Genomic DNA, 13302 nt, shown 5'->3' with positions numbered 1-13302 from the left:
CCATGAACCCGCTCGCCTCATTCGAACTCGACTACAACAGCGGCCTGCCGGTGTGGATCCAGGTGAAGAACCGCATCGCGTACCTCATCGGCTCAGGCGAGTACAAAGCGGGCGACCAGCTTCCCACGGTGCGCTCGCTGGCCGTCGACCTCGATATCAGCTACAACACCGTGAACCGCGCCTACATGGATTTGGAACGAGAGGGGTACATCTCCACGCGCAAGGGGAGGGGCACGTTCGTGGCCGAGCGCCACGCCGTGGGCGCCGCCCTCGCCGCCGACAACCCCGTCGAGCTGTTGGCGGACGACCTGATCCGCACCTGCGCCAACGCCGGCATGGCCGATGACGACATCCTGGCCCTGGTCCAAGCCCGGCTGGCCCAGAAAAGCCTGACGCGGGCGTAGGCGACCCGCGCGCCGAGCGGGCGCTGTCTCCCTCTCGGGCGCGAGCTTTCGCTTGCGGGCGAGGAAACTTGTGTCGCGGCGATTCGCGATGCCCGCGGTATGCGACCGGTGCGGTTTCGGCGTGCGGATCGGCGCGTCTCTGTCGCGCCTAGAGAGAGCGGGGGAGGGCGTCCGCGAAGCGCCCTGCACGGCGTCAGCCGATTCGTCCCGCTGCCTCTCTTCGCATTGTCGATCCGCAAGGTGTCGCAACGCCCGTTTCTTCGCAATCCGAATGTTTCACGTGAAACATTCGTGCTGTATCCCTAGATAAACCAGAGATTCTTCCAACGTTTCCAACGCTGGTTATCCTCGAAGTAGGCATGTCCATTAGATTGATTGTCGCAATGCATTGTGATAATGTGACAGTCACAAGGATTTGGCCAATTCTTATCAGGAGCAACAGGGGGATATCCGATAAGAGTGCGCTTGGGGACGAGGGGTTCGAAGGCGCCGCATGCTTGGGCGCCTGCTCGACGGACCGTTTTCCCGACGCCATCCGCAAAGGGGATATCCTGACACGATCTTTGAGGAGGAAAGATGTCAGGAGCAATCAGCTCGCACGGCGGGCTCACGCGCAGAAGCTTCCTGAAAGCAACCGGCGCCGTCGCAGGCGCGGCTGCCGTGACGGGCGTCGCGACGCCGACGCTGCAGGCGTTGGCGGCCGATTACGAATCAGGTCAAAAAGAGAGCGAGCAGGAACGGATCTTCCGCGGAGTATGCCGTCCCAACTGTTTCGCGTTCTGCCACTTGAACGTGCATGTGAGAGACGGAAAAGTGGTCAAAACCTCGCGTGCTCCGTACAACGAGAAATGCTACGATCGCATTTGCCAGCGAGGACTTTCGCATGTGCATAGAATCTACGATCCGGCGCGCTTGCAGTATCCAATGCGACGCGTGGAGGGAACCGAACGTGGTGCAGGCGAGTGGGAACGTGTGAGTTGGGACGAAGCACTTGACGAGATCGCCGGGAAGATCAAGTCTATCCAGACCGAATTTGGCGAGAGCGCCGTGGCGTTCCTTACCGCTTCAGGCAATCAGTCGTGCGCGATCACGAGCGCGTACGGCCGACTTTCCTCTCTTATGAATGCTAGCAGCATCGGCGCTTGCCTCGATATGGGCAGTTATTACGGCATGCAGGCGGTTGCCGGCTTGTACATCAGCCCTTTGATGGGTCTGCAGATGTGGGAAGGCAATGAGCCGACCGATGCCAAGAACGCGAAGACCATAGTGGTGTGGGGCGCCAATATTACCGACGCGCAGGTTCAGAACTGGCACCTGGTCAAGGAGGCCATGCAGGGCGGCACCAAGCTGGTGGTTATCGATCCGGTGTACACGCAGATCGCCTCAAAAGCCGACAGGTGGATTCCCATTCGCCCCGGTAGCGACACGCTGCTGAAGTACGCTCTCATGAACGTGGTTTTGGAAAAGGACGCGCAGGATGTGGCGTATTTGCAACAGCATACCGTCGCACCGTTCTTGGTGCGCAGCGATACGGGCATGTTCGTGCGCAGAAGCGACACCGGCATCGCCCCGGTTCCCACCGGCGTGATGAATCCTACCACGGGCAAGGAGGTCATGGACGATCCGTACATGGTTCTCTCGAACGGCGAACTCGTTTCTGTCGACGAAACGTCTGCGCCCGACATCGAAGGATCGTACGAGCTCGACGGTGTGAAGTGTCGCACGGCGTATGCGCTGCTGAAAGAGGAGATCCTCGATCATTCGCCCGAGAAGGTTTCGGAGCTTACCGAAGTATCGGTCGATGACATTTACGAGCTGGCCGAAATCTGCATGGACACCCCGGTGTACCACTATGAAGGCTATGGTCCCCAGGCGTACAACAACGGCGGCCATACCACGATGGCGGGTCTTACCCTTTGCGCCCTGTTGGGCAATTTGGGCAAGCCGGGAGCTTCTTACGGTGCGTTCTGGGGCGTCCATATGGGGGTCAATCCCGCGTATGCTGCCCCTAACGGTCCCAGCACGGGTTTTGCCATTCCCAGCGTCGACCTGAAGAACGTGGTGGAAACCGGCAAGTTCGGCGGCAAGCCCGCGCAGATCAAAATGCTGTGGATGTATTCGGCCAATCCGCTGAACACCCACACCGACACGCATGCGTGGACCGATGTCATTATTCCGGCTATGGAATACGTCGTGGTGGCGGATTCGGCCATGACCGATTCCGCACGCTACGCCGACATGGTGCTTCCCATCGCCCAGTGGTTCGAACTGGAGGAGGTTGCGAATGCGGGTCAGTGCTCCTCGCTGCACTACAGCGAGAAGGCTATCGATCCGCTTTACGAGAGCAAGCCCGATCCGCAAATCGTGACGGAGCTTGCGCAGAAGCTGGGGCTCGGCGATTATTTCAAGCTTGACAACGGTGGAATCCTCGAAGAAATGTACGACACCGATATGGGCAAGGCCCTGGGTATGGACATGGGCAACCTGCGTGAAAAAAAGCAGATACGCTTCATTCCCGGAGATGCGGAGACGGATCCTCATATCGCGTATGCGGATGGGAAATTCGGCACGGCATCGGGTCGCTTCGAGTTCTATCGCGAGATGCCGATGCCTCGCGCGGCCACTACCAAGACGCCTACTCCTGAAGAGATCGATCGCGAGCGTATGGCTCGCTGGTTCCCGCCGCTCGAGGCGTGGCCGGAAAACGAGTTGTACAAAAAGTACCCGCTTGTTCTCATGAGCGAGCGTCCCCGATACCGCGTTCACTCCCAATGGTTCAGCACGCCGCTGTTGCGCGAGCTTGATCCCGAGCCGTACGTGAAGATCAACCCCGCCGATGCTGAGGCGCGCGGCATTTCCGACGGAGATTACGTCGAGTGCTACAACGATCGCGGCTTCGCTGTTGCCAAGGCGGTGTATTCGCAAGCTATTCGACCTGGCATGTTGGTGTATCCCAAGGGATGGCAGCTGTCGCAGCATAAGGCGGGCGGTTGGTCGGAGCTGAGCTCCACGGAGTTCGATGTGTTCGCGGTGAACAACAACTTCATGGACGTGCTTTGCGAGATTCGCGTGTGGAATGAAGGGGGTGCTCGATAATGGCCGAGCGGCTGGGTATGGTCATAGATATGAAAGGGTGCGTTGCCTGCGCTTCGTGTGCGGTGGCGTGCAAAGTGGAGAACAACTTGCCTGACGGTGTTTGGTGGAACCGCATCTTGACGGATGGCGGGGACAATCCCGACACTCCGGCGGGAGCATACCCGAATTTGACGATGGAGAATATCGCTGTTGCGTGCCAGCATTGCGAGAATCCTGCGTGCGTGAAGGTGTGCCCTGTTGGAGCAACGTACAAAGATCCTGAAACCGGTGCGGTTCGTCAGGACTACGATAAGTGCATCGGCTGCCGCATGTGCATGTCGGCATGTCCGTACACGGGCGTCCGCTCGTTCAACTGGGAAGAGCCGAAGCATGCGATCGGCCATGCTATGGGCGATGCCGACGTGGCGACGCATCAGAAGCACGTGGTGGAGAAGTGTACGATGTGCTGGCATCGGCTGGCGAAGGGTTTGCAGCCGGCTTGCGTGGAGGTATGTCCCGGACGGGTGCGCTTCTTCGGCGATTTCAACGATCCCGAATCAGAGGTGTCGCGCCTTCTTCGCGAACGCGCCCATAAGCAGCTTCTGCCCGAGCGCGGCACGAACCCCTCCGTCTACTACCTCGTTTAAGCAGAAAGGGAGAATGAAATGTCTGAGAACACTCAGGCGGCGCCTGCCGCCAAGGCTCCTGCTGCCAGATTCGGGGGCAAGGGGCTCAACATCGGCATCGTCGTGGCGGCCGTCGTCACGATCGCGGGGCTGGCCCTCTGGGGCGTGCAGCTGTCCGGCGGCCTCGTGCAGACCGGCATGCGCAATCTCGACTCGTGGGGCCTCTACATCACCATGTTCATGTTCCTGGTGGGGCTCTCGGCCGGCGGCCTGATCATCAGCTCGGTGCCGCGCGCGTTCGGCATGAAAGGGTTCGGCGGCATCTCGAAGATCGCCGTGTGGACGTCCATCTGCTGCACGGTGCTCGCCGTGGGCTTCGTGGTGATCGACCTCGGCCAACCGCTTCGCCTGTGGGAGCTGTTCGCGTACTCGAACCTGGGCAGCCCGCTCATGTGGGACATCGCGGTCATCTCGATCTACCTCATCCTGTCCGTCGTGTACCTGTGGGCGACGCTGCGCGCCGAGGCGGGCAAGGTGTCGGAGAAGGCCCTGCGCGTGATCTCGGTCGTCGCGCTGGTCACCGCCGTGCTCGTGCACTCGGTGACGGCTTGGATCTTCGGGCTGCAGCAGGCCCACGAGTTCTGGCACACCGCCCTGCTTGCGCCCTGGTTCGTGTCCTCGGCGCTGGTGTGCGGCGTGGCGCTGGTGCTCGTGGTGGTCATCGCGCTGCGCAAGGCCGGGTACCTCGAGCTCGATCAGGCCAACGTCGTCAAGCTCGTCAAGATGCTGGGCGCGTTCGTCGTCGTCGACCTGTACTTCTTCGGATGCGACCTGCTGACCGCCGGCTTCCCGGGCGGCTCGGGCTCCGAGATCGTCGCCATGCTGGTGTCCGGCCCGCTCGCCCCGTTCTTCTGGGTCGAGATCGTCGGCTGCGCGCTGTGCGCCGCGGTGTGCTTCGCGCCGAAGCTGCGCACGAACCCGCTCATCGTGGTCGCCAGCCTGCTGGCCATCGCGGGCATCTTCTGCAAGCGCGTGCAGCTGCTGGTGGGCGGGTTCCAGATCCCGAACCTGGACTACGCCGGTTCCATGACGCAGTACACGGTGACCGATTGGGCGTCGGGCATGACGGGCGCCTACCAGGGCATGGTCTACTGGCCGACGCCGATCGAGTTCGGCATCGTGCTGGGCGTGATCGGCCTGGGTGCCTTGCTCCTGCTGCTGGGTCTCAAGTACCTGCCGCTCAAGCCGGTCGACCAGGATCGCTGACAGGGACGCTTCGGAAGGAGCGCGGCTTCGCGCGCTCCTTCCTTGTCTGACGAGGTGAAGCCATGTTCAAGAAACTGCTCGTGACGCTTGTCGCCTTCCTGCTTGCGGGCGCGTGCGTGCTCGCGGCGGGTGCCGCGGCCGAGCCTGCGACGGGGGTGCGGCCGATCGAGGCCGATTCCCCCTGCCCGGCCGTCGGGTGCGCGTCGGGGTCGTGCCACGGCTTCGACGACGTGCCCGAGCCCGACGGCATCCACGAGATGACGTGCCCGGAGGCGTCGTGCGCCTCGACCGAGTGTCATGCGTGGGACACGCTGGCCACGCGCTATTACCAGGCGTCCGACGCGAGCCTGAACCTGTGGGTGCTTGCGCCCGTGGCCTTGGTCGTGGGTCTTGTGCTGATCGTGCGGAAGGTAGGGTGATGCCGTATGGATAGGAAGCTTCTCGCCGTCGATGCGGCGTGCTTGCTGGTTTACCTGGTCGCGGCGAGCCCGGCTCTCACGGGCGTCGGCGTCCACGAGTGGCTGGGCCTCGGCGTGCTGGTCGTCTTCTTCGCGCATGCCGCGATGCATGTCGACTGGGCCGTCGAGGCAGTTAGGTCCGCGTTCGCGCGGCCTTCGTGGGCGCGGACGGGGAACCTTGCGCTCGACCTTCTCATCGTCTCCGCGTTCATGACGGTGACGGTGTCGGGAATCATGGTGTCGGGCGCGGTGCTGCCGGCGCTGGGGCTGTACGCGGACGGCTACTACTTCTGGGATCCGCTGCACGCGATCGCGGCGAAGGCGCTGCTCGCGCTGCTGCTCGTGCACGTCGTGGCGCATTGGCGCTGGCTGGTCGGTTTCTTCAAGAACGGGAAAGGGGAACGTCATGGGAAATGAAGTTGCGGACGCGAGCGTCTGGCAAATTCGCGCCGCCGCCTGGGAGCTGGCGGCGCTGAGCCTGCGCTACCCGGGCGCGGAGCTGGCCGGGGCCGCGGCGGGCGGCGAGTGGGACGAGGCGGCGGGGGAGATCCTGGCCGCGCTGGGTCTGCCCGCGGAGGTCCCCGCGGCGGCGGGCGATCCCGCAGGCCCTCCCGCCGCCCGCGCGGCCGACGCCGAGGCCGCCGCGGGCGCCGACGCGCTCCTGCGCGCCCTGCGCCCGGAGGCCACGCGCCTGTTCGTCGGGGCGCCCGAGCCCGCCTGCTCCCCCTACGAGGGCGTGTGGGCCGCGGAGGCCGACGGGGTGCAGCCGCTTCTGTTCGTGAACCCCCGCTCCATGGAGGTCGAGCGCTTCATGCGCTCCTGCGGCCTCGGCCGCCCGGAGGGCACCAACGAGCCCCTCGACCACGTCGCGACCGAGTGCGAGCTCCTGGAGCACCTGGCCCTGCGCGCGGCCGGCGCCCCGGCTTCCGAGGGCGCCCCGGCCGACGCCGACCTCCCCGGAGGGAGCCCGGCCGCCGCCTACGAGGCCTTCCTCTCCGGGCACGCCCAAGCCTGGATGCCAGCCTTCGCCGAGCGCCTGGCCGCCGAGGCGCGCCATCCCTTCTACCGCGCGGCGGCGGCCTACCTGGGGGCGCTGGTCGATTAGGACGTTGCCAAACCGGCCGATTCCAGCCATCTTGCCGCGAGCCTCTGACCAGGTAAAATAATGTATATTACCTGGTCAGAGGTTTGACAAAAAATGACCGTATTGGTAACCGGCTGTTCGGCCGCTTCGTCTCGCGTTCGGTCGAGGCGGCGAAATCCGGTAGAGATTCACGGTTCAGGCGCAGATCGGGGTGCTTCGCGGCTTCGAAGAAGCCTGATAACGCGGAAATCCCTGGTAACGCATCTCGATGTCGGCCTATGTCGTGCCCAATCCGTGATTTTCTGCCACATTCTGCCGACGCAATCGCACGTGCGTTGAAAGCGCGAAGTATTTGGCGCGTTTCGGTCGTCCGTTGTGTGGCCGCCGCTTGCGGCTTACGCGTCCCAGATGACGCACGCCGGTTGTGGCACGTCCACGCACGCGACCGCTCGCAGCATTCCGTCGGCATCGCGTTCGAGCAGGCGCACGTCGTCGCTCGCGAGGTTGGCGACGGCCAGAAAGCGCCCGTCGGGCGACAGCGAGAAGTGCCGCGGCCCCTTCCCTCCGGACGCAACGTCGCAGCGCCCCGCAACCCGTCCCTGGTCGTCCACCGGGAAGACGACCAGCTGGTCGCTTCCGCGCACCGACGCGTACAGTTGCCGCCCGTCGGGCGAGAACGCGATATGCGCCGCCAGCGCGTCACCGCTCGGCGCCTGCGGCAGGCTCAGCTGCTCGACGATCCTCCAATGCAGCCCGCCTTCGCCGATCCGGAACACCAGCACGTCGCACGCCAGCTCGTTCACCAGCGCGGCCATCGGCAGACGCGGGTGGTACGCCACCATGCGCGGCCCCGACCCCGCCGGCACATGCACGGTTTCCGCAGCCGTCGGCGCGAGCATTCCGCATGCGTCCGCCTGGTAGATCGCGAGCGCGTCGAGCCCCAGGTCCACGGCGACCAGCAGCCGCGTTCCCGGCACGAAGCTCAGCGAGTGCACGTGGGGCGCCTCCTGCCGATCGTCCCGCAGGCCGCGTCCTTCGTGGCGCCGCGACGGCAAGCCCGCCGCCAAACGCCCGTCGTCCAGCAGAGCGCAGCAGGCGACGGACCCGCTCAGATAGTTCGCCCCGAAGAGGTTGCGTCCGTTCGGATCGGGCAGCACGAAGCACGTGCCCGCATCGTAGGGCGCCGTGCACGCTCCGCGGCAGGTCAGCGAGCCGTCCGGCTCGATGGCGTAGGCGGCCATCCGCCCGCAGGAGTCCAGCTCGTGAGCGGCGAACAGCAGCGATCCGCGCTGCGCCAGATAAGTTGGGTTCGCCCCGCAGCCGTCCGCGCGCACGACGTGCGCCTCGCTGCCGCCTTCGCCGAACGCGATCGTGCGGATCCCGCCGCGATCGGCGCCGTTGGTGTAGCTGCCGACGAACAGCCGCCGCAGGGCAGGAGCAACATCGGCGCTCATGAGCGCTCCTCCGCCAGTTCCTCGCGGTTCAGAATTCCGAAGCGGCGGTACAGCGGCAGCGTGGCGAACCGATTCCACGCCGTGATCAACGGTCCGGTGAAGAACGCGGCGATCACGGTGAACACGCCGATAGGCCCGCCCGCCAGCACCGCCAGGACGGTCACGGAGATGTCCTGCGTCATGCGGCACGCCGTGTACGAGAAGGGCAGGCGCTCGGCGGCGATGGGCGCGATGGCGTCGATGGGCGCCACGCCCATGCGCGTCTTCAGGTACAGCGACACGCCCAGCGTGAACAGCAGCGTGCCGACGACCAAATGAACGCCGGCGCTGACCAGGCCTTCGAACTTCGGCAGAAAGCCGAGCAGCCACGTGAACAGCTCGATGAGGTAGCCGACGCCCACCATGTTGATGAGCGTGCCCAGGCCTATCTGGTACTTGTCCAGCGCGAACACCGCCGCCAAGATCGCCAGGTTCACCAGCAGCTGGAACGTGCCGAAGTCCATGCCCACACGCGCGCTGAACCCCAGGTTCATAGCGGTGAACGGGTCGACGCCCACGTTTCCCACGCGGCACACCGTGGTGCCCAGCGCGATGCACACGACGCCGAGGCATGAGAGCAGCAGCTTGCCTTTGAGGTTGTAGGTGTGGCGCAGGTCCATCCATTTCGCCATGAGCCGTCGCCTTTCTTGCGGGAATGATTCCGTCGATTCGCCAAGTATGGCCGGGAGGTCCGTAATCCCGGCGCGCGGCCGCTTTTTGTGCGGAACCTGTCAGGGCTTCGCCATGCGTCCGGCACGCAGCGGGGAAGGGCGGCCGCCGACTGGCGCGACCCGCCCCGCGTATGACACGTTGTCATATCAAACGCTTCCGTTTTGTGCGATACTGACCCCAGCGCAAAAGCGCTCGGGCGCGCGGAAGGCGAAGGAGGGGGACGATGTTCAGCGTTTTGGCGGTGGGCTATCTGTTCCTCGGCGGTGCGGGCGCGGGCGCCATCGCGGTTGCGTCGATCCTCGACCTCGCGTGGGTGAAGGCTCCGTTCGGGCATGCATCGCGCATCGGCATCGGGGAGGCGACGCCGCTTGAGCGCACGGTGGCTGTCGGCATGCTCGCCGGGTTCGCGGCGCTCGCGCTCGGCATGCTGTTCTTGCTGTTCGACCTCGGGCGCATCGATCGCGTCGCCTCGCTCTTGCTGCGGCCCTCGCTCTCGTTTCTCACGGTGGGCACCTACGCGCTCGCGGGGCTGGCGGCGTGCGCGGCGCTGCTGGTGGCCGTGCGGTTCGCCTATCTGCCCGGCGTGCCGCGTGGGGCGGTCCGAGCCGTCGAGGCTGCGGCTGCGGTCGTGGCCGTCGTGGTCATGCTGTACACCGGTTTGCTGTTGCAGAACACGGGCGCGGTGGCCTTGTGGAGCTCTCCGCTCGTGCCCGTGCTGTTCCTGCTGTCGTCGCTTTCCTGCGGGATCGCGACGCTTCTGCTGGCGGCGTATTTCGCGCCGGCGGATGCGGCCACGGCATGGCTTTTCCGCACGCTCGCGCGCGTCGACGCCCTGATCGTCGTGCTGGAGGCCGTGGCCGCGGCGCTGTTCGTCGCGTTCGCGCTCGCCGACGACCATCCGGGGGCGGTCGCGTCCGCCCAGCGTCTTGCGGAGGGCGACTTGGCTTTGTGGTGGTGGGTGGGCTTCGCGCTGTGCGGGCTCGTCGTGCCGCTGGCGGTGGAAGGCGTGCTGTCAGCGCGCGGCTCCTTCTCCGAGGCGTGCCGGACGGCGCTGGCCGTGGCGGCCGTGCTCGTGCTGGTGGGCGGGTTCAGCATGCGCACCGCCCTGGCCGAGGCGGGATCGCATCGCGAGCTCGCGCTGGAAGGCGCGGCGGCGGAGCAAACGTCCGAAGGCGAGCCGACCGGGCTCGAACTTCGATTGGAATAGAAAGAACGGACACGTGGCCCTATTCGAGATAAACGAGAAGAGCAGCATCCCCATCTGGCTGCAGCTGAAGAACCGATTCATCTACCTCATCACCTCGGGGTACTACAAGCCGGGCGACCAGCTGCCCACCGTGCGCGGCCTCGCCGCGGACGTCGAGGTGAACTACAACACGGTGAGCAAGGTGTACATGAGCCTCGAGCAGGACGGCTACATCCAGTCCAAACGTCGCCAGGGCGCGTTTGTCCTCGATGTGTCCGACAAGCCGGGCGTCAGCATCTCGTCCACGGCCGAGATCGTCACGAGCGAGTACCTCAAGCGCTGCTTCGAGCTGGGCATGTCGCTGGAGGACATCGAGCAGCAGTTCGCGCTCAGCTTGAACGAAGCGAAAACCAAGCGGGACGCAGGCTAAAGGCCGCGCCCGAACGCGAAGGGAGATCGAACGATGAAACGCGACAAGCGAGCAGGCGTGGAAGCGGGCGTCGGGCCGTCCGGGTTCCCTACGGGCGCTCTGCCCGCGTATTCCGACGGCCGCAGCGCCCCCGACAATATCCGTTCGGCGACCAACCGCAGCCGGGCCTCGCGCAACGGGGCCGTCGTGTTCGCCGCGGTAGTGTTCGTGCTGGCGTTCGGCATCGTGCTGGCGGCAGCGCAGGCGGCGTTCGGGGAGATCGGCCTCGTCGCCCTCGTGAGCGCGGCCATCGTCGGGTGGCTGGCGTCCTCGTCGGTGCACATCGTGCTGGAGTGGGAGAAGGCGGTGGTGCTGCGCTTCGGCAAGTTCAACCGCGTGGCGGGCCCCGGCATCGTATTCACCTGGCCCATCGTCGAGTTCTACACGTTGCGCATCGACCAGCGCGTGGCCACCACGTACTTCGGCGCCGAGGAGACGCTCACGAGCGACCTCGTGCCCATCAACGTGGACGCCGTGCTGTTCTGGATGGTGTTCAGCGCCAAGAAGGCGTGCGTGGAGGTGGAGGACTACTCGGCCGCCGTGGCCTGGGTGGCCCAGACGGCCATGCGCAAGGCCATCGGGCGCGCCACCGTGGCCGAGGTGGCCATGCGACGCGATCAGCTGGACGCCGAGCTGAAAGACGCCATCGAGGAGAAGCTCAGCCCCTGGGGCATCGACATCATCGACGTGGAGGTGCGCGACATCGTCGTTCCGAAGGAGCTGCAGGAGGCCATGGCCATGGAGGCCGTGGCCGAGCGCAAGAAGAACGCCCGCATGGTGCTGGCCGAAGCCGAGAAGGACATCTCCGAGATGCTGAAGGACGCCTCCGAAGTGTACGCCGGCGATCAGGACGCCATGAAGCTGCGCACGATGCATCTGGCCTACGAAAGCGTCGAGCAGTCGGGCGGCACGCTGGTCATCCCCAGCGCCTTCAGCGAGGGTTTCGCGCCGAATGGGCAAGAGGCGTCCCGGCAATCGGAATAGACGTGGTAGGCGATAATCAACAATAGCTACTATACGAGCTAAAATTGCAAAATTGATAGATTTAAGCTAATATACGAGCTATGATTACCTTGCTTGACCAAGAAACCCCGGACGATATCGCTGCGGCGCTCGCTCAGCGTGTCCGCATGCGCCGCAAAGAGCAGAAGCTCACCCAGGCGCAGCTGAGTAGCAAGGCCGGCGTGAGCCTTGGGTCGTTGAAACGCTTCGAGCATGACCATCAGATATCGCTGCAATCGCTCATCAAGCTGTCGATAGCTTTGGGGTGCGAGTCCGATTTCTCCGAGCTGTTCTCCAAGAAGGGCTACTCCTCGATCCAGGAGGTTCTCGATGAACGATAGCTCGCTGTGCGATGTCGATCTCGATATTCGTTCCGTCCGAGTTCGGTATGCCGGACGTATGGTAGGGACGCTCGCCCTGACCGCCGACGGCGTCCTCGCGTTCGAATACGACGATGGCTGGATAAGGGAGGGTTTCAGCATCAGCCCGCTCAGCCTTCCGCTGGAAAAGCGCGTTTTCGTTGCGCGGCGACATCCGCTCGACGGCGTGTTCGGCGTGTTTGACGACAGCTTGCCCGACGGATGGGGGCGTTTGCTGGTCGATCGGTTGCTTCGATCTCACGGCATCGATCCGTTCGCCGTGAGTCCCATCGCCCGGCTTGCCATCGTGGGGTTCAACGGCATGGGCGCACTCGAATATGTTCCGGAGATACCGTTGACGAGTCCTGCGACTTCGACGGACTTCGATGAGCTGGCTCGAGAATGCGCGAGCGTGCTCGCTGCTGACGGCTCCCAGGATCTTGACACATTGTTCGCGATGGGCGGCTCGTTGGGTGGGGCGCGACCGAAAGTGCTGACCAGCATCGATGGCGACGATTGGATTGTGAAGTTCGCCTCTTCCCAGGATGATCGCGACATCGGCGAAAGCGAATACCGATATGCTCTCGCGGCCAAAGCGTGCGGAATCGATATGCCCGAAGTTCGCCTGTTTCCCTCGAAGCGCTGCTCGGGTTATTTCGGCGTACGCCGCTTCGATCGGGTCCCCGATGCATCGGGTGTTGCGCGCAAGGTGCACATGGTTTCCGCCGGCGCGCTTTTGGAGACGTCGCATCGAATCCCCAACTTGGACTACGAGACTCTCATGCGCCTCACGCTCAAGTTGACGGACAGCTTCGAGGAAGTCGTGCGTCTGTACCGGCTCATGTGCTTCAACGTGCTGGCGGGAAACAGGGACGATCATGCGAAGAACTTCTCGTACCTTTACGACGAGGATCGGGCGGTCTGGACGCTGTCGCCTGCGTACGATCTCACGCGCAACGCAGGCATGAACGGCGAGCATGCCACGACGGTGAACGGAAAGGGCAAGGGAATCGGGCTGGACGACCTTGTTTCCGTGGGCGTCAAGGCGGGCTTGTCGAAGTCGAGCGCGCGGACGATAGCCGACGAAGTGCGGCAGGCGACGGCGGGACGGCTATAAGCTCTCATACCATAACCTCCATGATAACCCTTTATACTCCCAGTTCAACCTCTATATCCTCAAAATAGTATAACTTCCTGTCATAGCCTGC

Annotated in this window: 14 protein-coding genes; 12 read left to right on the top strand and 2 right to left on the bottom strand. The window is 64.2% G+C overall.

Annotation, left to right across the window (positions count from 1 at the left end; genetic code table 11):
* Positions 1-2 precede the first annotated feature (2 nt).
* The 7 genes from GT590_RS07760 (at position 3) to GT590_RS07730 (ending at position 6934) form a co-directional block, all read left to right on the top strand.
* A complete protein-coding gene (locus GT590_RS07760) occupies positions 3-404 on the top strand; it encodes a GntR family transcriptional regulator (RefSeq protein WP_009305087.1) in 402 nt (133 codons plus the stop codon).
* Positions 405-980: 576 nt separating this feature from the next.
* Entirely contained in the window at positions 981-3500 is a 2520-nt protein-coding gene (locus GT590_RS07755) for a molybdopterin-dependent oxidoreductase (RefSeq protein WP_114551521.1), read from the top strand.
* The gene (locus GT590_RS07750; protein WP_009305085.1) at positions 3500-4126 is read left to right on the top strand and encodes a 4Fe-4S dicluster domain-containing protein; all 627 of its coding nucleotides are present in this window, start codon (positions 3500-3502) and stop codon (positions 4124-4126) included. The genes GT590_RS07755 and GT590_RS07750 overlap by 1 nt, the downstream gene beginning before the upstream one ends.
* A gap of 18 nt (positions 4127-4144) precedes the next feature.
* The gene (gene nrfD / locus GT590_RS07745) at positions 4145-5371 is read left to right on the top strand and encodes an NrfD/PsrC family molybdoenzyme membrane anchor subunit (protein WP_114551520.1); all 1227 of its coding nucleotides are present in this window, start codon (positions 4145-4147) and stop codon (positions 5369-5371) included.
* 62 nt (positions 5372-5433) lie between these two features.
* Positions 5434-5790 carry a hypothetical protein gene (locus GT590_RS07740; protein WP_114551519.1) on the top strand — a complete coding sequence of 119 codons (357 nt, stop codon included), beginning with the start codon at positions 5434-5436 and terminating at the stop codon, positions 5788-5790.
* Between the two features lie 6 nt (positions 5791-5796).
* The gene (locus tag GT590_RS07735) at positions 5797-6246 is read left to right on the top strand and encodes a DUF4405 domain-containing protein (RefSeq protein WP_114551518.1); all 450 of its coding nucleotides are present in this window, start codon (positions 5797-5799) and stop codon (positions 6244-6246) included.
* The gene (locus GT590_RS07730; RefSeq protein WP_114551517.1) at positions 6236-6934 is read left to right on the top strand and encodes a molecular chaperone; all 699 of its coding nucleotides are present in this window, start codon (positions 6236-6238) and stop codon (positions 6932-6934) included. Before GT590_RS07735 ends, GT590_RS07730 begins: the two co-directional genes overlap by 11 nt.
* Positions 6935-7308: 374 nt before the next feature.
* Here GT590_RS07730 and GT590_RS07725 read toward each other — a convergent pair whose 3' ends face one another.
* Complete coding sequence (locus GT590_RS07725; RefSeq protein WP_114551516.1) at positions 7309-8367, bottom strand: beta-propeller fold lactonase family protein; 1059 nt, start codon at positions 8365-8367, stop codon at positions 7309-7311.
* A complete protein-coding gene (locus GT590_RS07720) occupies positions 8364-9038 on the bottom strand; it encodes a YitT family protein (protein ID WP_114551515.1) in 675 nt (224 codons plus the stop codon). Before GT590_RS07720 ends, GT590_RS07725 begins: the two co-directional genes overlap by 4 nt.
* Positions 9039-9301: 263 nt before the next feature.
* On the opposite strand from GT590_RS07720, the gene nrfD (GT590_RS07715) reads away from it, so the two are divergent.
* From nrfD (GT590_RS07715) to GT590_RS07695, 5 genes are all read left to right on the top strand, one after another.
* Complete coding sequence (nrfD, locus tag GT590_RS07715; protein WP_161170991.1) at positions 9302-10285, top strand: NrfD/PsrC family molybdoenzyme membrane anchor subunit; 984 nt, start codon at positions 9302-9304, stop codon at positions 10283-10285.
* Positions 10286-10298: 13 nt separating this feature from the next.
* On the top strand, positions 10299-10694 hold the full coding sequence (locus GT590_RS07710; RefSeq protein ID WP_009608997.1) for a GntR family transcriptional regulator: 396 nt from the start codon (positions 10299-10301) through the stop codon (positions 10692-10694).
* A gap of 33 nt (positions 10695-10727) precedes the next feature.
* Entirely contained in the window at positions 10728-11717 is a 990-nt protein-coding gene (locus GT590_RS07705; RefSeq protein ID WP_114551513.1) for a slipin family protein, read from the top strand.
* Between the two features lie 80 nt (positions 11718-11797).
* The gene (locus GT590_RS07700) at positions 11798-12076 is read left to right on the top strand and encodes a helix-turn-helix domain-containing protein (RefSeq protein WP_114551512.1); all 279 of its coding nucleotides are present in this window, start codon (positions 11798-11800) and stop codon (positions 12074-12076) included.
* Positions 12066-13211, top strand: a complete 1146-nt coding sequence (locus GT590_RS07695) for a type II toxin-antitoxin system HipA family toxin (RefSeq protein ID WP_114551511.1) — start codon at positions 12066-12068, stop codon at positions 13209-13211. The genes GT590_RS07700 and GT590_RS07695 overlap by 11 nt, the downstream gene beginning before the upstream one ends.
* The last annotated feature ends 91 nt before the right edge of the window (positions 13212-13302 follow it).

It is taken from the genome of Eggerthella sp. BIOML-A1 (assembly GCF_009875595.1).
GTDB classification, from domain to species: Bacteria; Actinomycetota; Coriobacteriia; order Coriobacteriales; family Eggerthellaceae; genus Eggerthella; species Eggerthella lenta.
This window is presented reverse-complemented; position numbering and strand designations above follow the sequence as displayed.